This window comes from Acidovorax sp. 69 (assembly GCF_002797445.1).
Lineage (GTDB): Bacteria > Pseudomonadota > Gammaproteobacteria > Burkholderiales > Burkholderiaceae_C > Acidovorax.
Genome location: NZ_PGEP01000001.1, coordinates 3380753 through 3401785 on the forward strand (window position 1 = coordinate 3380753; position 21033 = coordinate 3401785).

Genomic DNA, 21033 nt, shown 5'->3' on the forward strand with positions numbered 1-21033 from the left:
CATGAAAGTTGCCGTCGTCGGTGCGGGCTGGGCCGGTATGGCCGCCGCCATCGCCCACACACAGGCAGGTCGCCACGTCACCGTGTTCGAGGCTGCGCGCACCGTGGGTGGCCGGGCGCGGGCCGTGCCGGGCACGCTGCCCGACGGCACCCCTGCCAAGCTCGACAACGGCCAGCACATCCTCATTGGCGCCTATGCCGAAAGCCTGCGCCTGATGCGGCAGGTAGGCGTGGACCCCAACACTGCGCTGCTGCGCCTGCCGCTCACGCTGCAGTTCCCGGATGGCCAGGGGCTGCAATTGCCCGACCTGCCCCCGCCGCTGGATGCCCTGCTCGGCATTGGCCGCGCCAAAGGCTGGGGCTGGCGTGACAAGCTGGCACTGCTGCGCACGGCCACGACCTGGCAACTGCGCGGTTTTCGCTGCGCTCCAATAACCTCGGTAGCGCAGCTTTGCGCCCCGCTCACACCGCGCCTGATGGCCGAGTTCATCGACCCGCTGTGTGTGTCGGCCCTCAATACCCCAGCGCATGAGGCCAGCGGCCAGGTGTTTTTGCGCGTGCTGCAAGACAGCCTGTTCAGCGGGCGCGGCGGCTCCAACCTGCTGCTGCCTCGCGCCGACCTGGGGGCGTTGTTCCCGCAGGCAGCGGTGCACTGGCTGCAGCAGCGCGAGGGCCAGGTCGTCACCGGCCAGCGCATTCAGCGGCTGTTGCCTTTGCACGGCGGACGTTGGCAATTGGCAGGTGCGACCAACGTCTCGGAAGAACCCACCCCGTTCGACCACATCACCCTGGCCTGCCCGTCGTGGGAGGCCAGCCGCCTGGTTGAGGGCCTGGCAAGCACTGCGGGCCTGGCCAGCGCAGGCCGCTGGAGCGCCGCCGCCGGTGCCCTGCGTTTTGAGGCCATCACCACCGTTTACGCCCATGCCAGCGGAGCGCGCCTGCCCCAGCCCATGCTGGCGCTGCGCAACACGGCCACCCATCCCGCGCAATTCGTTTTCGACCGGGGCCCGCTCGACGGCCAGCATGGCCTGCTGGCCTTTGTGGTCAGCGCCAGCGATGGTGACCGGGCCCTGATAGAGCAGCAGGTGCTGCAGCAGGCGGCCGTACAGCTTGGCCTGCCGGCCCTGCAGCCTGTGCAAACCGTGGTGGAGAAACGCGCCACCTTTGCCTGCACCCCCGGCCTGCAGCGCCCTGGCATGCAGGTGCTGCCAGGGCTGACCGCCTGCGGCGACTATGTACAGGGCCCCTACCCCGCCACGCTCGAAGGCGCCGTACTCAGCGGCACCGCAGTGGCCGCTTGCGTCACTGCGCGCTGAAACGATCTCTGATTCAAGGTGGCCCCACCCCCGGGTAACTACCAACCCCACTGACAGCATTCCGAAAGCCCGCACCCGGCACCATGGCACCACACGCATCCGCATTCCGCATGCGCCATCGATCCGACGGAGACAACCCATGCTTTCAAACGACCCGCTTGCTTTTTCATCCTCACGCCGCCACTTGCTCGGTGCCAGCGGCGCTCTGGCCCTGGGCGGTTTTCTGCCCGCCACGGCGTCAGCCCAGGCCGCCTGGCCCTCTAAATCGGTACGCTTCGTGGTGCCCTTTGCACCGGGCGGCAGCTCGGAAATCGTGGCCCGCTCTACCGCCGCCGAACTGGGCAAGACACTGGGGCAAAGCGTTTACGTCGACAACAAGCCTGGCGCCGCCGGCAACATCGCCATGGGCGAGGTGGCCCGCGCTGAAGACCAGCACACATTGATCCTGGGCCACATCGGCACGCTGGCCGTCAACCCCTTCATCTTTGACAAGCTGCCCTACGACGCCAACAGGGACTTCAAGCCCGTAAGCCTGCTGGCCAAAGTACCCAGCCTGTATGTGGTGCACCCCGATGTGCCCGCCAAGAACCTCAAGGAGTTCATCGCCTATGCGAAAAAGAACCCCGGCAAGCTCAGTTACGGCTCAGCGGGCAACGGAAGCGCCGGGCACCTGGCGTTTGAATACCTCAAGATGACAGCCGATATCTTCATGTTGCACGTGCCCTACCGTGGCACCGGCCCCATGATGACCGACCTGCTCTCGGGCCGCCTTGAAGCATCGGCCGTGGGCGCTGCCGCCATGCTGCCGTTCATCAAGTCGGGCAAGGTGCGCTGCATCGCCACCGGCTCGGCCAAGCGCCTGCCGCAACTGCCCGACGTGGCCACTGTGGCTGAGCAGGGCTTTCCGGGCTTTGAGATGACCCAGTGGTACGGCATGCTGGCCCCGGCCAATCTGGCCCCGGCCCACCTGGAAAAGTTGGCCACAGAAACCGCCAAGGCCGTCAAGGCCCCCGCTTCACTGGAGCGCCTGAACGCCGACGCTGCGGAAGCGATTGGGGGCACACCCGCACAGTTCGCGCAGTTCATTGCGGCCGAACAGGAACGCTGGAAAAAGGTGCTGCTGCGCGCGAAGGTCAAACCAGATTAACCCCCTGAGCCGCTTCGCGTCTTCCCCCTTTCTCTCGCCCCGCTGCGCGGGTCAGGAAGGGGGACGCAGCCAGTGCGGCGGGGCGGCCCTTGCACGGCTGCCTGGCCTGGGCAGCGCGTACGCATAGTTTGGCTGCTGGCGCCTGCGCGCCCTAACCGCTCCGCATTGAATGGCTCAATGCTGAATGCAAGCCCTGCGCCTTCCGCACAAACGGTAGCATCCCCCCATGCGCATCCTCCTGGCCGAAGACGACCACAACCTGGGCACCTGGCTGAGCCGGGCGCTGGAGCACGCGGGCATCCAGGTGGAGTGGGTGAATGACGGCCGCCTGGCAGACCGCGCCTTGCAGCAGCACGACAACTACGACGCGCTGGTGCTCGACCTGGGTCTGCCCGGGCTGGACGGCCAGGCCGTGTTGCAGCGCTTGCGCGACCGCGACCAGCGCCTGCCCGCTCTGATCCTTACCGCGCGCGACTCCCTGGACGAGCGCGTGCGCTCGCTCAACGCCGGGGCCGACGACTTTCTGGCCAAGCCCTTCGAGCTGGCCGAGCTGGAAGCGCGTCTGCACGCGCTGGTGCGCCGCGCGCGGGGCAACGAGCACCCGCGCCTGACCTGCGGCGCGCTGGTGTATGACAACGCACGCAAACAGTTCACGCTGCGCGGGGAGCCGCTGGCCCTGTCACCGCGTGAACATGCCGTGTTGCGCGTGCTGGTGCAGCGCAGCGGCGAACCGTTCTCCAAGCAACAAATCCTGGACCGTGTGTTTTCGGACGATGACGACGTGCACCCCGAAGCGGTGGAGGTGTTTGTGCACCGGCTGCGCAAGCGGCTCGATGGCAGCGGTGTACGCATCACCACGCTGCGCGGGCTGGGCTACGCGCTGGAGGCGGAATGACGAGGGTCCCCACTGAGGCACTGCACATCTTCCCCTCCAAGGGGAGACACCACCAGTGGCTTGGCGGAGTCAGTTGCACGGCAGCACGGGCCTGGGCCGAGCAGAGATCCAGGGCAGCGTGCGATAGCTCGCAGCAAGGGGGGGCGCTGTGCCACTGATCCAGCGCCTGCGCCGCGCCAGCCTGTGGCGGCTGCTGGCCATGCTCTTGCTGCCGCTGCTGGCCCTGGTGACTGGGGTGGAGCTGTGGATGACCCGGCACGACGCGCTGGAGGCCGCCAATGCAGCCTACGACCGATCGCTGCTGGGCGCGCTCAAATCGATTGACGCCAACATCTCCACCGCATCGGGTGGCCTGTCGGCGGAGCTGCCCTACAGCATGCTCGAATTCTTTGAACTCACGGCCAGCGGCAACGTGTACTTTCGGGTGGCATCGTCCGATGGTCTTGTGGAGCTGGGCAATGCCGACCTGCCCCTCCCGCCGGGACCGCTGAAGCCCGGGGTACCACTCTTTTACGACGCCACCTACTTCGGCGAATCCGTGCGGCTTGCGGCCTATCGCCGCGCACTGGACCGCGCGGAGTCTGCGGCCACCGTGCTGGTGCAGGTGGCCGAAAGCACACGCTCGCGGCAGGACTTCACGGATCGCTTTGTGCGCCGGGCCGTGCAGCGCGATGCGCTGGTGCTGGCACTCATGGTGTTGGGCACGGCAGCGCTGCTGGCCATTGCGCTGCGCCCCCTGGCACGGCTGGCGCGCGAGGTGCAAGCCCGAGGCATCGACGACATGACACCGCTGGCCCCCACCGACCTGCCCGCCGACATCCGCCCGCTGGTGGACGCAGTCAACCAGCAGATGGCGCGCACCCAGGACTTGGTGGCGCAGCAGCGGCAGTTTCTGGACGACGCCTCGCACCAGCTGCGCACCCACCTGACCACGCTGCAAATGCAGATCGACTACGCCCGGCGTGAGGGCGATGCCACCGAGGTTCAACACACGTTGGCCGCCATCGGCGGCGAAATTGCACGCGCCACCCGCAGCACGCAGCAACTGCTGGCGCTGGGCCGCAGCGATACTGCAGCCGTAGAGCTTGTTCCGTTCGACCTGACCGCGCTGCTGCGCACCGTGGCGCTGGAGCTACTGCCCCAGGCGCGAGCCAAGCAAATCGACTTTGGCATTCACACACCCCCTGTCGAGATAGCGTCCGTGGGGGACAGTGGCCTGCTGCGCGAGGCGTTGACCAACCTGGCGGCCAATGCGATTGCCTACACCCCGGTCCAGGGCACCGTCACCGTGTCGGCTGCGGGCGACAGCCTGGGCTGGAGCATCAGCGTGGAAGACAACGGCCCCGGCCTTCCCGCTGAGGAGCGCGACGCACTGGGCCAGCGCTACCGGCGAGGGTCGCAGGCGACGGCGAGTGGATCGGGCCTGGGGCTGGCCATTGCGCGTTCCATTGCCGAACGCCACCAGGGCAGCCTGCGCCTGCAGGCGCGTGCCGAAGGGCCGGGGCTTCTGGCGATACTCTGGTGGCCGCGGTCCTGACACGACCTCCTGCCTTCGCCACAACTTCGTGCCGCAACATGCCACCCCGCACAGTCATCGCTGATCCCCCCTCGCCCGCACGCTGGAGCCGCCGCCAGGCCCTGCTGGCTCTGGCGACCAGTGCCAGTGCGGGGGTGGCACCCTTCGCCGAAGCGGCAGACGCATCCACAGAGTCCGCCGAGTGCATCGCGCCCTCACGCCCCGGTGGGGGGTTTGACCTGACTTGCGGCCTGGCTGCACAAGCCCTGCAGGCCGCGCGCCCCGGCCGGGCACCGCTGCACACCCGCTACCTGCCCGGAGGCATTGGCGCGGTGGCATTCGATCAAGTGGCCACAGGGCGGCTGGGCGGCCCCAGCACGCTGGTGGCATTCTCCAGCGGCTCGCTGCTCAACATCGCACAAGGCCGTTTTGGCCCACATCCGTTGAACGCAGTGCGCTGGATCGCCACGCTGGGCAACGACTATGGCGTGGTGGCTGTGCACCACAACGCACCGCACCAGCGCCTGCAGGACGTGGTCACGGCACTGCAAAAGGATTCAGCCCGCGTGGTGTTCGGCGCTGGCGGCACACTGGGCAGCCAGGATTGGGTGAAGGCCGCGCTGCTGGTCCGCGCAGCGGGGCAAGACCACAAGCGCATGCGCTTCGTGTCGTTTGAAGGCGGTGGCGAAGCCCTCAAGGCCCTGGGTGGCCGGCACATCGACATCTTCACCGGCGATGCGGCTGAAGCCATGAAGGCCGCCGCCGAGGGACTGCCAGTGCGTATCCTGGCGGTGCTGGCCCCCGCGCGCCTTTCCGGCGCACAGGCCGCGCTGCCCACCGCACGCGAACAGGGCCTGGACCTGGTCTGGACCACCGTGCGAGGCCTGTACATGGCCGCCAGCGTGCCCGACGCCGATGCGCGCGCATGGACCCATGCACTGCAGGAGGCCCAGGCAACCCCGGGCTACGCGGCGCTGTGCAGTCGCTATGGTCTGCACCCGTTCGCCTTGAGCGGCGCCGCGCTGGAGGACTATGTGCAGCGCCGCGTCGCTGACTACCGTCGCCTGACGCAGGAGTTGGGTCTGCGGTCCTGGCCGAGATGAAGACCGTCGCCTGTCCGTTGCGCCAAGAATCTGTGCCACCGCCCATTGTTGAAAGGTGCCCGCAAAAACCATCCTCCCGCGCAGCGTAGCGCTGTATGGGGTGTTTTGTGCCGTGCTGTGCTTGCTGGGCACCGGCTGTCAGTGGCGAACGCTGCCCAGCGACTTCCCCAGGTAGCGCAACGTACACGCGCATTTTTAATCTGGAGTGAGCCGCGCGCGGCATCCCGCCGGATCGGGCCTTAAAAACCCTGGACAGGTACTAATAAGCCTGCACCGCACCTTAAACCGGCAACACTGCCGCGCCAACCATCCGCCCCAGGTTGGGTGACGAAGCCTCTTGGCGCGCAGGCTCCGCGCCATCCTGCCGGGGCAAAGACGATTGCGCTGCAAAGGCATTGAGCGTATTGCGCCACTCCTCATTCGACGTGCTTAATGCGCGGCGCATGCGCATGACGCCCAAAACCGCCGCAATCATCGTCAACGCAAGCACTGCAAGAAGGCCGTATACCAAGGAAGCTGGAAAGTACCCCGTGTCCATCTTCTCCAGCCGCGTCAACATTGCCAGGGTGGCTTGGCGGTCCTGCTCAGCTTGCTCACGCATACGTTCGATTTCAGTCTGCAGGGCCTGCAAACGCTCCCCTTCGGCGCCACCGGCGTCCTGCGAATTACCCACGCCGATCGAGGGGAGTGCCTCCCCCGATCCCGGAGCGCCCGACGAAGCCTGGTCCCCGGACGTCGAAGGCGTAGCCAGCGTCGCCAACGGCTCCATCACCAGCCGGGGCCTCGCCGGAGCCGCTGCAGCAGATGCTGGATCAGGAGCAACCGCTGGCCGCGACGTCTCTGCAGCGGGGCTTGCTTTTTTTGCCTCAACCTTGACCGCCACCTTGGGCGCGAGAATCGAGGCCTCCGGCTGCGCGCCACTGCTGCTCGGCACAGCTGCAACCGCCGCGTCTGAAGGACTGCGCGCCAAGGGTTTGGAAGACGATTTCATCGCCTTGCGCGCCACACGCTCGCTGGCCGAAGCCTTGCGCGGCGGCGGAGCCACTGTCTCCCCTGGAAACGATTTTTCTGCGGCGGCACCTGGAAGTGCCCAGGAAGATGTGGCACCCGAAGCCTGCCCCTCCCACGGAATCGCGATGGGCCGATTACCACCCGCGACAGACATCGGCAGGTCAGCCAGGAAGGTGTACTCCCGCATGAAACTGCCGATGCAACTGATCGACACCTGGGCGGTCAATACGGGCTCGTCCGCCAGATGCGAAGACTGGACCCGAACCACAGGGTTGCGCCCCAGTTCACCCGGCTGCACGCTCACCTGGACACGACCCGCCGGTACGGAAAGATCCCCCGACACCAAACGTGCCTGCGGGCAGATTGCATCCATCGACATCCCCGGATCCAACTGGACTTCAAAACCAAGGTCGATGGGCTTTCCCAGCCACACCGTCCCCTGGGGCGCCCCCAAGGACAGTGCCCCAGCCCCCGGCGCTGCCAAGCCCATGCAAACAACGATCAACGAGTTACGAATCATCACAACCATCTCCAGTCATTTCCATTCGTTTCTACATGAAACATAATGATACGGAAAGCAATGGATGCGTATGTGTGAAAAATCTTGGCCAAAAAGGGCCGTATCCCCCGTTTGAAGCGGCAGCCGGCAGGGCAAGCAGCCACCGCACCTCACCCAGGGCAGCCAAGGCATCCACAAATGCCAGCGCACCGGTGTGGACGGCAGTTTCGATGAAGGCGCGGGCTTCTACGCGGGTGCGCAGAGGGATGGGGGGGTCATGGCGTGATCCGTGGCACGGTAACCAGTGAGCACCACCGCCTGATCACTTCTCCAGCCACCACTGAATCATGATTTTCGCCAAGAACCCCAAAAACCCCACGCCCAGACCAAGGAACAGTACGAAGGTGCCAAAGCGCCCTGCCTTGGACTCCCACGCCAGCTGCCCGATGATGAACAGCATGTAGAGGATGAACGCCCCCACACCGTAGGTGAGAAAGAACCCCGAGATCTGCGCCTCGGTAAAACCAAAAATCACGATGCCCCTCCAGGGGTGCGAACAGGATCGGCCAAGTCCCGCTCCGGCAAGCTGGAGGCATCCACCAGATCACGGTAGGCGTGCCAACTGGCGTGGCCCAACATGGGCATCACGGCAATCAGACCCAGCAGCAGCGACCCCAGGCCCAGCAACGTGAAACCCAGGATCACCGCCGCCCAGAACGCCATAGGCAGCGGATTGACCACCACGGCCTGCCAGCTGGTCAGCACCGCCTGCAGGAGCGTGGCGCGGCGGTCCAACAGCAACGGCATCGCCACCACGCTGGATGCAAAAATCGGTGCGGCCATGAGGCTGCCCAGCGCCAACCAGATCTCGAACAGCCAGCCATCACGGGCCATCACGACATGGCGCAAAAAATCGAGTGGCGTCTCAATGGGCACCGGCGCCAGCAGTGTGATAAGTGCCGCTGACGTCATGACCCAGCCCGAGGCAGCGAATGCGAGCAAGGCGCCAAACTGCACCATGCACCAGTAATCGTTGCCCCATTTGTTGACATGGCTGTTCTGCCAGTTGAGCCAGGTCTTGAGCACCACGCCCAGGTCAGCGCGCTCGCGGCGCTCCAGTGCGCGGCTGAGCGCATACAGGCTCGTGGCCAGCACAGGCGCCACCACCAGAAAACCCGACAGTGCCCCCGCCAACAGCCAGAACCGGTGGTGGCCCACCGCAAAGAGAGCAGCCCCGAACAGGCTGAGTGCCAGACCATGCGCAAAGCTGATCCATCCCGCCCGCGCCATATCGCGCCAGGCCAGCACCAGCCAGGTCATAGGCTGCATCAAGCCGATGGTGCGGATGACGGGTATCGGGGGGGGATTACGGGGCATGGTGTGGGGGTCGCTCAGCGACGGTGGAGTGTGACGTCATAGGGCAGCAGCATCAACCACCGCACGCCCAAACCTTGACCTGAGGCAAGAAGCAGTTCGGTAACCCGTCATCGCGCAACCCGGCTGTGTGTCGCTGCACGCCACCCAGAACCTGGCGCGGGCCAAGCCAGAGATGCCGAGCAAGGGCGTCGCCCCCTTCGGGGGAAGGCGACGAAAGCGATACGAGGGGGCCGCCATGTCAGGCCCACAGTCTGCACAGCTCCGTGAGGCTGCCCACCGTGGCATGTGGCAGTGTGGCGTGGGGCCAAGGGTGGTTGGCGCTGTTGATCCAAACCGCCTGCATGCCCGCCTCCAGCGCCCCTTGCGCGTCCAGGGTAGCGTCGTCGCCCACATGCAGAACCTCATGGGGCAATACATCGGCCGCACTGGCCGCCGCATGGAAGATGCGCGCATCGGGCTTGGCCACACCAAACTCCGACGCACTGATGCTCTGGCGAAAGTAGTGGCCGATACCGATGCGGTGCACATCGGCATTGCCATTGGACACAGCCACCACAGGGTAGCGGGCCGACAAAAACGCGAGCGTGTCATGCGCATCGTCAAACAGCTCGACCCGCTGGCGTTCGGAAAAGAACAGATCGAAGGCCGGTTCGGCCAGAGCGGGCTCGTCGCCCGCCTGGGTCAGCGCCAGACGTATGGACTCGCGCCGCAGTGCGCTCAGGTCGCCCTGCAGGTCGGGGCGCAGAGTCACCATCTGGTTGCGGATGGCGCGCAGCGCCTCGGTGTTAGAAAACAGCGCCGCCGTGGCGGGCGCGTGGTGTATGAGCCAGTCCAGCAACACCGCTTCGGCGCGCGTGATGGTGGGCCAAATGGGCCACAAGGTGTCGTCCAGATCAATCGAAATGGCGCGGATGCGGGAGATGTCCAGAGAAGGGTTCAACACAAAATCGCACCTGCAAAAACAACACGGAGTAGGGCTCGGCAGAACGCCGGGCGGCGGCCGCAAAGCATACCGCAGCCCCTCCCCCGAAGGCTCAGCCCGGCGACACTGGCGACTGCGCACCCAACGATGAACCGCGCACAATGAGCCGCCCCGGCAACAGGCTCTCTCGCGGTGGACCCTGCAGGCCGCCCAGCCGCTCCAGCAGGCACTGGGCAGCGCGCGCGCCAATGGCATCGGTGGGCTGCGCCACGGTGCTCAGGCCGGGCCGGATCAACGGGGCCCACTCGGGGTCATCAAAGCCCACAAAACCCAACTCCTGCCCAAAGGTCCAACCAAGACGCGACACCGATGCCGCCACGCGCAACGTCACCACCGAGTTGCCCGCCACGACTGCGCAGCGTTCGCCCCCCGGGGCACGCTGGCGAAAGTCCGCCAGCGCCTGGCCCAGCACGTCTTCGCACTGCTCCGCAGCAATCTCCAGCACGTCGCCATGCACCTGTGTTCCATGCGCGGCAACACAGGCACGGAAGGCCGCCGTGCGCTCAACGCGTGAGCTCACGCCCAGCAGAGGCTGCGTGACGTACAGCAGGTGCATCCAGCCCTGCTGCTGCAAGTGGTCACAGGCATCACGCATCGCGCCCTCGTTGTCCAGCGACACAAAATCCGCAGCCAGTCCTGCGTGGCGCCGGTCCACCAGCACAGCGGGTTTGCCATGCAGGGTGCTGACATCGGCCTGACCCGCGCTCTGCCCCAGGGTGTTGAGGATGAAGCCGTCCACCTGGTAACTGGCCAGCGCGTCGATGGCCGCCCGCTCACGCTCGCGGTCATTGCCCAGGTTGAACAACATCACCAGGTAGCCCGCCTCCTGGCAAGCCTTCTCGGCGCCACGCAGCACGGCCACCGAATAGGGGTTGGTGATGTCGGCCACCACCAGGCCGATGAGGCGCGAGCGGCCGTGGCTCAGCGCCTGGGCCATGGGGCTGGGCACATAGGCCAGCTTGGTGATGGCCGCCTCGACACGCGCCGCGATGTCGGGGCTGAGCAGGCGTTCACGGTGGTTGAAGTAGCGCGACACCGTGGCTTTGGACACGCCTGCCTCGGCCGCGACATCGGCAATGGTGGGTCGGGTGCGCGCGGCGGCGGGTGTGATTTGGCTCATGCTTGTGCCGGGTTGTACACCGCCGCCGGGCTCTCACCCGCCAGCGCCTGCAGCAAATTGGTGGTGGCCAGCGCGGCCATGGCGTGGCGCGTGTCGTGCGTGGCCGAGCCGATGTGCGGCAACGGGGTCACTCGTGGGTGGGTACGCAGCGGCGACGCCGGCGGCAGCGGCTCGATGGCAAACACATCCAGCCCCGCCGCGCGCAGCGGGCCATGGTCCAGCGCATGCAGCAGGTCCTGCTCCACCACCGTGGCGCCGCGGCCGCCGTTGATGAAGATGGCACCGGGCTTCATGGCCGCAAACAGTTCGGCATTGACCATGCCCCGCGTGCTGTCCGACAGCGGCAACATGGCCACCACAAAGTCCGACTGCGCCAGCAGCGCGGGCAGCGGCGTGTGGATGGCCTTGCCCTGCAGCTCGGGCGCGTGGGTCGCCAGGTCCACCGGACGGCGGGCGTGGTAGATCACCGGCATGCCAAAGCCCAGTGCCGCGCGGCGCGCCACGGCCTGGCCGATGCGGCCAAATCCGAGCAGGCCCAGCGTCTTGCCATGCACATCGCTGCCAAACAGGTCTTCTCCAATGTTTTGGGTCCACTGGCCCTCACGCACCCGTTGCGACAGCTCCACCAGTCTGCGGCTGGTCGCCATGAGCAGGGCAAACACCGTGTCGGCCACCGTTTCGTCGAGCACGCCCGGTGTGTGGCACAACACAATGCGGCGCGCCTGCAACACGTCCAGCGCGTAGTTGTCGACGCCGACAGAAATGCTGGACACAACCTCCAGCTGGGGCGCGCGGGCCAACAAGGCGGCATCCACCGGAAAGCTGGAGCCAATCAGCCCCTGTGCCTGCGCCAGCGCAGCATCGAAAATGGCACGTTCTTCGGGCTTGCGCGGGTTGGCCACGGTCACGTCATGCACGGCCTGCAGTCGCGCGAGCTGGTCTGGCGGAAGCTCGCGAAACACCAGCACCTGCTTGCGCACGGCATCGTGGCCTTGCGGCGGGGCCGATGGCGTCACAGCCCGGCCTCCAACAACTGGGCTTGCGATGGCAGGCCTTCGGTATCGCCCAGCACCTGCACGGCGCGCGCGCCGATCCAGGCGCCACGGCGCACTGCGTCGGGCACAGGCCTGCCCTCTAGCAGTGCGCTGATCACACCGACCGCAAACCCATCCCCCGCGCCCACGGTGTCCACCACCTGCGCCACCGGCACACCAGGCACATGGCCCGTGCCAGCCACATCGCTGTCGTAGTAAGCGCCCTCAGGCCCGAGCTTGACCACCACCAGTTTTGCGCCCCGCTCGCGGTAGAAACGCGCCACGCCTTCGGGCGTGGTTTCACCCGTGAGGAAAACGCCCTCCTCCATGCCCGGAAGCACCCAGTCGGCATAACCCGCCAAGGTGTTGATCCAGTGGCGCATGGTCTCGGGTGACGACCACAGCGTGGGGCGCAGGTTGGGGTCGAACGAGATGGTGCGGCCTGCGGCGCGCATCACCTCCAGCGTGCGGATGGCCGCCTGCAGGCTGGTGTCGGAGATGGCGGCAAACACGCCGGTGGCATGCAGGTGGCGTGCGGACTGCAGCCAGGGCTCGTCCACATCGGCGGGCCCCATCTGGCTGGCGGCCGAACCCTTGCGGTGGTATTCGACCTGCGGGTCACGCCCATCGGTCACGCGCTCCTTGAACTGGAAACCTGTGCGTTGCGTGGCGTCGCACACCACATGCGAACAATCAATGCCCTCACCCCGCATGGCCGCAAGCAGCGCGCGGCCCATGGAGTCGGTGCCCAGGCGGCTGGCCCAGCCCACCTTCAGGCCCAGGCGCGCGAGGCCAATGGCCACATTGGTCTCGGCCCCGGCCGTGCGCTTGTGGAAGCCGGTGGCGTTCTCCAGCGGGCCGGGCTCGTTGGCCACCAGCAGCAGCATGGCCTCGCCAAACAGTGCCACGTCGAAGGCTGAATCGCTCATGCAGCCTCCCGTGCAGCGCGGATAAAGGCCACCTGCTCGCGCGTGACGGCCACCAGGTCGTCGCCCACCAGCGGGTATTCAATGGCATGCGGCACATCGGCAGGCAAGGCGCGTAGCACGGCGCGCCAGGGCGCCACCGAATCGGCCAGCGGCACCGCCACCCACTTGGCGGGCAGGCGCTGCACGCCCTTGCAATGCACATAGCGCACATAGGGCGCCAGCGCCTGGGCGGCCTGCAGCGGGCATTCGCCTTGCCAGTGCCAGTTGCCCATATCAAAAGTCATGCCCAAATCCAGTCCGGCCTGGGCCTGGGCTGCAAAAAAAGCCTGCATGGCGGACAAGGTTCCCGCCGTAGCGGTCTGGTCGTTTTCAATCACCAGCTCCACGGGCTGCGCCTGCAACAGGATCTTCAGCCGCAGCAGCGATGCGTGCGACTGCGTGCCAAAACCGCCAATCGACATCTTCAGGCGCGGCGCGTGCAGCACCTTCGCGGCGTGCAGGCCACGATCCAGGGCCGCTTCATCGAGCTGGCCCTGCAGGGTCCACAGGCCCTCCGGGCTGGAATACACCGCAGCAAGGCCTGCCAATACGGGCAGTTCCGTGGCAGCGTCGCGCAGTAACTCTCCACGCACTTCCACGCCATCGGCACCCGCGTGTTTGGCAAGCTCGGTGCACCACAGCTGGCCATGGCGCCCCGTTTCGGCCGCACCGAAGGAGGACAGGGAGATCAATACCGTCATGTTGTTTTCTTTCAAACCCGCCGTGCGGGCTGTCGCTACCACGCAGTCGCTGCAGGTTCAGTGCGCGTGGTGGGAGCTGAGGATCTGGCCCAGGAACTGGCGGGTTTTCTCGTGCTGCGGCTGGCCAAAGAACTGCTGTGGCGGCGCCTGCTCCAAGATCTTGCCGTCGGCCATGAAGATCACGCGGTCGGCCACGCTGCGGGCAAAGCCCATCTCGTGCGTCACACACAGCATGGTCATGCCGTCATCGGCCAGACCGATCATGGTGTCCAGCACCTCCTTGACCATCTCGGGGTCGAGCGCCGAGGTGGGTTCGTCAAACAGCATCACCTTGGGCGCCATGCACAGCGCACGCGCAATGGCCACGCGCTGCTGCTGGCCGCCCGACAGTTGACTGGGGTGCTTGTGCGCCTGCTCGGGGATGCGCACCCGCGTGAGGTACTTCATGGCCACCTCTTCGGCTTCGGCCTTGGTCATGCCACGCGAGCGCATGGGGGCCAGCGTGCAGTTTTCCAGAATGGTCAGGTGCGGGAACAGGTTGAACTGCTGGAACACCATGCCCACTTCGGCACGCACGGCATCCACGTTCTTGCCGCCCGCAGTCAGTTCAATGCCATCGACCTCGATCAATCCCTTCTGCACCGTCTCCAGCCGATTAATGCAGCGGATCAGCGTGGACTTGCCCGAGCCCGATGGCCCGCAGATCACGATGCGCTCGCCGGGCCGCACCGACAGGTTGATGTCGGTGAGCACCTGGAAGCTGTCGTACCACTTGTTGACCCCCTCCATGCGGATGATCGGCGGGGTGCCGGGGGCGGTCGTGACTGCGTCGCTCATCAATGGCTCCTTGTGCTGTCCTGTCTGGCTATGGCTTTACTGCAGCTTGGGCAGGTCGGCACCCAGCCACTTTTGGTACAGCTTGTTCAGCTCGCCATTGGCCGTGTTGCGCGCCACGAAGTCGTTGACGGTCTTCACCAGTTCGTCCTGGCCGGGGCGCATGGCAATGCCCATGGCCTGCTGCAGCAGATTGAACTTGTTCTCGAACGTGTTGGCGGGCACGCGCTTGGCGATTTGCGCCGCCACGGTGACCGAGCAGCCGATCGCATCCACCTGGCCGGAGATCAGCGCCTGCATGGCCGATGCATCGTCATCGAAGCGGCGGATCTCGGTGCCCTCAGGCGCGGCCTTGGTCACAGCCACGTCCTGCGTGCTGGCACGCGCCACGCCCACGCGCACGGTCTTCAGGTCCGCAGCGCTCTTGATGTTGGTGCCCGTCTTGCCGTACAGCACGATGGTGGCGGCCGCGTAGGGCTGCGAGAACTGCACCTGCTTGGCACGCTCAGGCGTGACGGCCAGAGATGCCACCAGCACATCGACCTTGTTGGTCAGCAGAAAGGGAATGCGGTTTGGGCCGGTGACGGGCACGATGTTGGCCTTCACGCCCAGCTCCTTGGCCAGCAGCTTGGCCACGTCGGCGTCATAGCCGTCGGGCTGGTTTTGAGCGTTGGTGGTGCCGTAGGGCGGAAAGTCCACCAGCATGCCGATGGTCAGCTCGCCCTTTTTCTTGATGTCGGCCACGGTCTGTGCCGACGCCAGTGGCGCAAAGGCCGTGAGGGCGGCGCCCAGGCCCAAGGCGGCCAAAGCGGCGGTGGCAGTGCGGCGGTGCAGGGAAAAGGTCATGACATGTCTCCTGGTGGTTGGTATGAAAGGACAACAGAAAAAGAAAAGTGCGGGCCTGGCGAAGTCAGCGCGCCAGCGCCCGTGCACGCTTGCGCTCCATGCGGGCCGCCAGCAGCGACAGCGGCCAGCAGATCACAAAGTACAACGCGGCCACTGTGGTGAATACATGCAGTGGCTGAAAGGTGGCGTTATTGATGATCTGGCCTGCCCGCGTGATCTCGGTGAATCCGATGATGGCGGCCAGCGAGGTGCCCTTGATGATCTGCACCGTGTAGCCCACTGTGGGCGGCAGCGCGATCTTGAAGGCCTGGGGCAGCACCACAAACCGCATGCGCGCCACATATTTGAGGTTCAGGGCCTGGGCCGCCTCCCACTGGCCGCGCGGCACGGCCTCGATACAGCCACGCCAGATTTCAGCCAGAAAGGCCGCGCTGTTGAGCACCAGTGCCACACCCGCTGCCACCCAGGGGTTAATGTCAAACCCCAGCACCGGCGCGCCAAAGAAGATCAGGAACAGCTGCAACAGCAGCGGCGTGCCCTGAAACACCTGGATGAACACCCGCGACGCATTGCGCGCCACAGCATTCTCAGAGGTGCGCGACAGCGCCACCACCAGGCCCAGCAGAGCACCGCCCACAAAAGCGATGGCGGACAGCGCCAACGTCCACTGCGCGGCCTGCACGATGAATAAAAACTCGGAGAGTCCGAAAGTACGCATGGTCTGGTTTCCTTAGCGACGGTCGGGGTAGTTCAGGGCGCGCTGGTAGATCAGCTTGAACAGCGCCGAGAACAACAGCGCCAGCGACAGGTAAATGGCTGCCACCACGATGTAGATCTCGAAGCTGCGGAAGGTCTGCGACTGCAGGTTGGCAGCCACCGAAGTCAGATCGTCGGCCGAGATCACCGACACCACGGCCGAACTCAGCATCAGCAAAATGAACTGGCTGGTGAGCGCGGGATAGATGGCCTTGAGCGCAGGCTTGAGGACGACAAAGCGAAAGATCTCCCAGGGCTTCAGGTTGAGCGCCTTGCCCGCCTCGATCTGCCCCTTGGGGATGGACTCGATGCCCGCCCGAACGATCTCTGCCGCATACGCCCCCAGATTGACCACCATGGCAGTCAACGCTGCCGTGTAGGGCGACCAGCGCAGCCCGATGGAGGGCAGCGCAAAGAAAAAGAAAAACAACTGCACCAGAAACGGCGTATTGCGGATCACCTCGATATAGGCATTGATCAAGAACCGCAGCCAGCCCGGTCCACCTGTCTTGCCCCAGGCACAAAAGATGGCCACCACCAGCCCCAGCAGCGTGGCCGTGAGCGACAACTGCACAGTGATCCATGTGCCCTTGAGCAACAAGGGCCATGCGGCCAATACGGCATCGAACTGGAACTGGTAATTCACGGTGAACAGTCGTTATTCCGAAGTGGTGCGAGTTTATGAAACCGGTTTCATAACCACATCGGGGATTACCCGCATCCTGGAGAAATGGGGCTCAGAGCAGGTCAGAAAGCACACAGCCCACACCGGCCAGGCGCGTGGGTGAAAATGCCGCATGCCTTCTTTCCACCCCGAACCCCCTTACACCCACGGCCAGGCCGAACGCACTGCGGTGCTGCTGTGCAACCTGGGCACGCCCGACGAACCCACGGCCCCCGCCGTGCGCCGCTATCTGGCGCAGTTTTTGGGCGACCACCGCGTGGTGGAGATCCCCAGACTGGTGTGGTGGCCCATCCTGCACGGCATCATCCTGCGCACCCGCCCTGCCAAATCAGCCGCCAAATACGCCAGTGTGTGGACGCCCGAGGGCTCGCCCCTGGCCCACTGGACGGCCAAGCAGGCCACGCTGCTGCGCGGCTGGCTGGGCGAAGCGGGCCACGCGGTGCTGGTGCGCCACGCCATGCGCTATGGCAACCCGTCCATCGCAAGCCAGCTGGATGCATTAAAGGCCGAGGGCGCCACACGCATCCTGATCCTGCCGCTGTACCCGCAGTATTCGGCCACCACCACAGCCAGCGTGTTCGACGCCGTCTACACCTGGGCTGCCGCCACGCGCAACGTGCCCGAGCTGCGTTTTGTGAACCGCTATCACGATGCCCCCGGCTACATCGACGCGCTGGCCCGCACCATCGAAACGCACTGGAAGACCCACGGCCAGCCCGACCAGCTGGTCATGAGTTTTCACGGCGTGCCAGAGCGCACGCTGCACCTGGGCGACCCCTACCACTGCGAGGCGCGCAAGACCGGCCGCCTGCTGGCCGAGCGCCTGGGCCTGCGCGAGGAGCGCTATCGCATCACCTTCCAGTCACGTTTTGGCAAAGCCAAGTGGCTGGAGCCCTACACCCAGCCCACCATCGAGGCGCTGGGCAAGGCGGGCACACGGCGGATAGACGTGGTATGCCCTGGCTTCACCAGTGACTGCCTGGAGACGCTGGAAGAAATCAACATGGAAGTGCGCGAGGCGTTTTTGCACGCGGGCGGCCAGGAGTTCCACTACATCCCCTGCCTGAACGACAACCCCTACTGGATCACCGCGCTCAGCCGCGTGGCCCAGCAACACCTGGCGGGCTGGCCCACCGAGGCGCCCACCTCCGCCGCGCTGGCCGACGCACGCAGCCACGCGCTGGCGGGCGGCGCACCAGCCGGTGCCTGCCCGGTGGCGCACTGACCGTCGCCGCACCGGAACAGACGCCACAGCGAACACTACACTTTTGATAGCAACCAGGGCACATAGCACTAGCGAATTTGCCCGTTTTGACTCATATTTTGGTGAATCGGCGTTGCAAAGCCCCCAATGGCCTCACGCCGCCACCACCCCACACACGCACCCATGCCCGCCTTTGCCCTCGCCTCCCACCAGCTTCGGCTGACCATTGCCCCCGAATCGCTGGGTTTTGCCAGCACGGCCGAGTTGCAAGACCTGCCCCTGCCCTGGATCGGGCAAGAGCGCGCGCAGGCTGCCGCGCAGTTTGGTCTGGCCATGCAGCAGCCCGACTACCACCTATTTGTGCTGGGCGAGGTGGGCAGCGGGCGCGCGTCTCTGCTGCGCCAGGCAATGCACGAGGCGGCCACCGCGCGCCCGGTGCCGCCCGACCTGTGCTACCTGCACCACTTCGACAGCCCCGACCGCCCCCGCGCCCTGCGCCTGCCCGCAGGCCAGGGCCGCCAGCTGCGCTTGGGGCTGGCCGACATGGCGCGCAGCCTGCAGGCCGACATCCCCAAACGCCTGGCCCATCCCGATTTCAAGGCCGAGGCTGAGCGCATCGAAAAGACCTGGCAAACGCAGGAGAGCGAAGCCTTTGCGGTGCTGGACGCGTTTGCCGAGGCCCGCCAGTTCCGCCTGACGCGCGAGGCGGGGCACATGGTGTTCACCCTCGCAGGCCCCAAGGGCCAGTCGCTGACCGAAAACGAAGCCCGCGCCCTGCCCCGCGAACGACGCGCCGAGATCGATGCGGCTGAGCAGGAGCTGCGCACCGAAATCACCCGCTTCCTCGAATCCACCCGCCCGCTGGAGCGCGCCCGCGACGACGCACTGGCCACCCTGCGCCGCCAGACCGTCAAGCCCTTGGTGGATCACCCGCTGCAGGAGATCCGCCAGGGCCTGCGCAAGCAGATCAAGGATTCCGTCAAGCTCACGCAGTGGCTGGACCAGGTGGAGCGCACCGTGCTCGACCACATCGATCTGTTCGAGCCCGGCGATACAGAACAAAATGCCGACGCCGAGGACGACCGCAAGGATGCGCTGGATGAGTTGCTGGCGCGCTGCCAGGTAAATCTGGTGGTGGACAACCATGGCCGCAACGCCGCCCCCGTGGTGGTGGAGGACAACCCCACTGCGCGCACCTTGTTTGGCAGCATCGAGCACGGCTCGGACACCGACACGGTACAAGCCGACCACGCCAGCATCCACGCAGGCAGCCTGCTCAAGGCCCACGGCGGCTTCATCCTGCTGCACCTGCACGACCTGGCCGCCGAAGAAGGCCTGTGGCCACGCCTGCGCCGCTTTCTGCGCTGCGGCCGCCTGCAGATCGAGGAAGGCGGTGGCAACCCGGCACACGGTGGCGGCGGTGGCGGCGGTGGCGGCGGTGGCGGCGGTGGCGGCGGTGGCAGCGCCACCCTGCAACCCGAGCCCGTGGATGTGGACGTCAAGATCGTGCTGATCGGCTCAGTGGACGAGTACTACGCCTTGCAAGAGGCCGACCCCGACGCGGCACGCCGCTTTCGGGTGAAGGTGGATTTTTCAGACCACTTTGCCGCCACCCCCACCACCCACCGCGCCACCGCCATCCTGGTGGCGCATTGCTGCAAAAAACGTGGCCTGCCCCACTTTGCGCCCGACGCCGTGGCCCTGCTGCTGGAGCAAACCCACCGCGAGGCCGACGACCAAGGCCGCCAGAGCGCACGTTTTGCGCACACCGAAGCCCTGGCCATCGAAAGCGCCACACTGGGCCAGACACGCCACAGCAGCTTGGTGCAAGCACCTGATGTGCTGGCAGCACTGAGCGCCCGCACCCAACGCCACAACCAACCAGAACAAGAACTGCACGAATCCATCACCGAAGGTGAACGCCTCATCACCCTGCACGGCACCGTGGCGGGCCAGATCAACGCCATGACGCAGATTGACCTGGGCGACTACCGCTTCGGCTTTCCGGTGCGCATCACGGCGCGCACGTTCGCGGGGCAGGAGGGCCTGCTCAACATCGAGCGCGAGGTGGATATGTCCGGCCCCATCCACGACAAGGGCGTGCTCATCCTGCACAGCTACCTCACGGCACTGTTCAGCCACGTGGCACCACTGGCGCTGAACGCGTCCATCGTCTTCGAGCAGGAATACAGCGGCGTGGAGGGCGACTCCGCCTCGTGCGCCGAGCTGTATGCGCTGCTGTCCAGCCTGTCAGACCTGCCGCTGCGCCAGGGCATTGCAGTGACAGGCGCATTGAACCAGCACGGCGAAGTGCTGCCCGTGGGCGGTATCAACGAAAAGATCGAAGGCTGGTTCCAGGCCTGTGTAGCAGCAGGGCTCGATGGCACGCAAGGCGTGCTCATCCCCGCCCGCAATCAGCGCCACCTGATGCTGGACCGCACCATCCTCGACGCGGTCGATCGTGGCCTGTTCAGCGTCTACACCATGGGCCACGTCAGCGAGGGCATCGCGCTGCTGACCGGCGAGGCCTCGGGCATGAGCCCGGCCGAGCTGCTGCAGGCCCAGGCAGACGTCGCGGCCCAGGTGGCCGATACCGTGCTGCACCGCGCAGAGCAGACCCTGCGCGCCTACCGGCGCGCGTGCCAGAGCGCGGGACACACGCGGCGCGGACGGGGTGGATTGCGGCGCGGCAACCAATAGCCAACGACCGTCCACGCCGCCATCTCCATCCCTCTGCGCCACACTTTCTCCATACCGCCGTGACCCACCCGATCCCACCACACGCCAGCGCGCTCGACCCAGCCACGGTGGGTGAGATCATCCAGATGGCGCTCAGCGACCACGTGAGCTTTGCCCAAATCCGTGCCGTGCACGGGCTGCACCACGACGAGGTCAAGGCCCTCATGCGCACCCACCTGGCACCCGGCAGCTATCGCGCCTGGCGCAAGCGGGTGAGACGGTTTGCGGATCAGCGGGCCAACTACAAGTAACACGGGCGGCCCAGACCTTGCAGGCCCCCACTCCGCTGGCATCCGTGGCG

20 protein-coding genes and 1 pseudogene are annotated in these 21033 nt (G+C 66.1%); 9 read left to right on the forward strand and 12 right to left on the reverse strand.

Annotation, left to right across the window (positions count from 1 at the left end; all coding sequences use genetic code 11):
- Window position 1: 1 nt before the first annotated feature.
- From hpnE to CLU85_RS15485, 6 genes and pseudogenes are all read left to right on the forward strand, one after another.
- Entirely contained in the window at window positions 2-1315 is a 1314-nt protein-coding gene (gene hpnE / locus CLU85_RS15460; RefSeq protein ID WP_100411037.1) for a hydroxysqualene dehydroxylase HpnE, read from the forward strand.
- Between the two features lie 139 nt (window positions 1316-1454).
- Window positions 1455-2462, forward strand: coding sequence for a tripartite tricarboxylate transporter substrate binding protein (locus CLU85_RS15465; protein WP_100411038.1), 1008 nt, complete (start codon window positions 1455-1457; stop codon window positions 2460-2462).
- Window positions 2463-2688: 226 nt separating this feature from the next.
- Window positions 2689-3357, forward strand: a complete 669-nt coding sequence (locus CLU85_RS15470) for a response regulator (RefSeq protein WP_100411039.1) — start codon at window positions 2689-2691, stop codon at window positions 3355-3357.
- A 199-nt stretch (window positions 3358-3556) separates the two neighbouring features.
- Entirely contained in the window at window positions 3557-4894 is a 1338-nt protein-coding gene (locus tag CLU85_RS15475) for a sensor histidine kinase (RefSeq protein WP_369858319.1), read from the forward strand.
- Window positions 4895-4932: 38 nt separating this feature from the next.
- Window positions 4933-5976 carry a tripartite tricarboxylate transporter substrate binding protein gene (locus CLU85_RS15480; protein WP_100411041.1) on the forward strand — a complete coding sequence of 348 codons (1044 nt, stop codon included), beginning with the start codon at window positions 4933-4935 and terminating at the stop codon, window positions 5974-5976.
- Window positions 5977-6006: 30 nt separating this feature from the next.
- Window positions 6007-6148: pseudogene (locus CLU85_RS15485) on the forward strand (IS5/IS1182 family transposase); the annotation flags it as partial.
- A 108-nt stretch (window positions 6149-6256) separates the two neighbouring features.
- On the opposite strand, the gene CLU85_RS15490 reads toward CLU85_RS15485, so the two are convergent.
- The 12 genes from CLU85_RS15490 to CLU85_RS15545 all read right to left on the reverse strand — a co-directional run bounded on the left by CLU85_RS15490 (window position 6257) and on the right by CLU85_RS15545 (window position 16750).
- Window positions 6257-7507 (reverse strand): FimV family protein, encoded by a 1251-nt coding sequence (locus tag CLU85_RS15490; protein WP_157803979.1) that lies wholly within the window; start codon window positions 7505-7507, stop codon window positions 6257-6259.
- 301 nt (window positions 7508-7808) lie between these two features.
- Window positions 7809-8021: a DUF2788 domain-containing protein gene (locus CLU85_RS15495; RefSeq protein ID WP_100411043.1), complete on the reverse strand. Its 213-nt coding sequence runs from the start codon at window positions 8019-8021 to the stop codon at window positions 7809-7811.
- Entirely contained in the window at window positions 8018-8863 is an 846-nt protein-coding gene (locus tag CLU85_RS15500; protein ID WP_100411044.1) for a DUF2189 domain-containing protein, read from the reverse strand. The genes CLU85_RS15495 and CLU85_RS15500 overlap by 4 nt, the downstream gene beginning before the upstream one ends.
- Window positions 8864-9101: 238 nt before the next feature.
- The gene (locus CLU85_RS15505; RefSeq protein ID WP_100411045.1) at window positions 9102-9806 is read right to left on the reverse strand and encodes an HAD family hydrolase; all 705 of its coding nucleotides are present in this window, start codon (window positions 9804-9806) and stop codon (window positions 9102-9104) included.
- 91 nt (window positions 9807-9897) lie between these two features.
- Window positions 9898-10965 (reverse strand): LacI family DNA-binding transcriptional regulator, encoded by a 1068-nt coding sequence (locus CLU85_RS15510; RefSeq protein ID WP_100411046.1) that lies wholly within the window; start codon window positions 10963-10965, stop codon window positions 9898-9900.
- Window positions 10962-11981 carry a D-glycerate dehydrogenase gene (locus CLU85_RS15515; RefSeq protein ID WP_198509202.1) on the reverse strand — a complete coding sequence of 340 codons (1020 nt, stop codon included), beginning with the start codon at window positions 11979-11981 and terminating at the stop codon, window positions 10962-10964. The genes CLU85_RS15510 and CLU85_RS15515 overlap by 4 nt, the downstream gene beginning before the upstream one ends.
- Window positions 11978-12928, reverse strand: a complete 951-nt coding sequence (locus CLU85_RS15520) for a sugar kinase (protein WP_100411047.1) — start codon at window positions 12926-12928, stop codon at window positions 11978-11980. The genes CLU85_RS15515 and CLU85_RS15520 overlap by 4 nt, the downstream gene beginning before the upstream one ends.
- Entirely contained in the window at window positions 12925-13668 is a 744-nt protein-coding gene (locus CLU85_RS15525) for a sugar phosphate isomerase/epimerase (protein WP_100411048.1), read from the reverse strand. Before CLU85_RS15525 ends, CLU85_RS15520 begins: the two co-directional genes overlap by 4 nt.
- Before the next feature lie 57 nt (window positions 13669-13725).
- On the reverse strand, window positions 13726-14505 hold the full coding sequence (locus tag CLU85_RS15530; protein WP_100411049.1) for an amino acid ABC transporter ATP-binding protein: 780 nt from the start codon (window positions 14503-14505) through the stop codon (window positions 13726-13728).
- 36 nt (window positions 14506-14541) lie between these two features.
- Window positions 14542-15348, reverse strand: coding sequence for a transporter substrate-binding domain-containing protein (locus CLU85_RS15535; protein WP_100411050.1), 807 nt, complete (start codon window positions 15346-15348; stop codon window positions 14542-14544).
- A 64-nt stretch (window positions 15349-15412) separates the two neighbouring features.
- Window positions 15413-16066, reverse strand: a complete 654-nt coding sequence (locus CLU85_RS15540; protein ID WP_100411051.1) for an amino acid ABC transporter permease — start codon at window positions 16064-16066, stop codon at window positions 15413-15415.
- 12 nt (window positions 16067-16078) lie between these two features.
- Window positions 16079-16750 carry an amino acid ABC transporter permease gene (locus CLU85_RS15545; RefSeq protein WP_100411052.1) on the reverse strand — a complete coding sequence of 224 codons (672 nt, stop codon included), beginning with the start codon at window positions 16748-16750 and terminating at the stop codon, window positions 16079-16081.
- Window positions 16751-16901: 151 nt separating this feature from the next.
- On the opposite strand from CLU85_RS15545, the gene hemH reads away from it, so the two are divergent.
- The 3 genes from hemH (at window position 16902) to CLU85_RS15560 (ending at window position 20983) form a co-directional block, all read left to right on the forward strand.
- Window positions 16902-18014, forward strand: coding sequence for a ferrochelatase (hemH, locus tag CLU85_RS15550; protein ID WP_100411053.1), 1113 nt, complete (start codon window positions 16902-16904; stop codon window positions 18012-18014).
- Between the two features lie 162 nt (window positions 18015-18176).
- A complete protein-coding gene (locus CLU85_RS15555) occupies window positions 18177-20693 on the forward strand; it encodes a Lon protease family protein (RefSeq protein ID WP_100412579.1) in 2517 nt (838 codons plus the stop codon).
- Between the two features lie 59 nt (window positions 20694-20752).
- Window positions 20753-20983, forward strand: a complete 231-nt coding sequence (locus CLU85_RS15560) for a DUF2805 domain-containing protein (RefSeq protein ID WP_232727838.1) — start codon at window positions 20753-20755, stop codon at window positions 20981-20983.
- Window positions 20984-21033 lie beyond the last annotated feature (50 nt).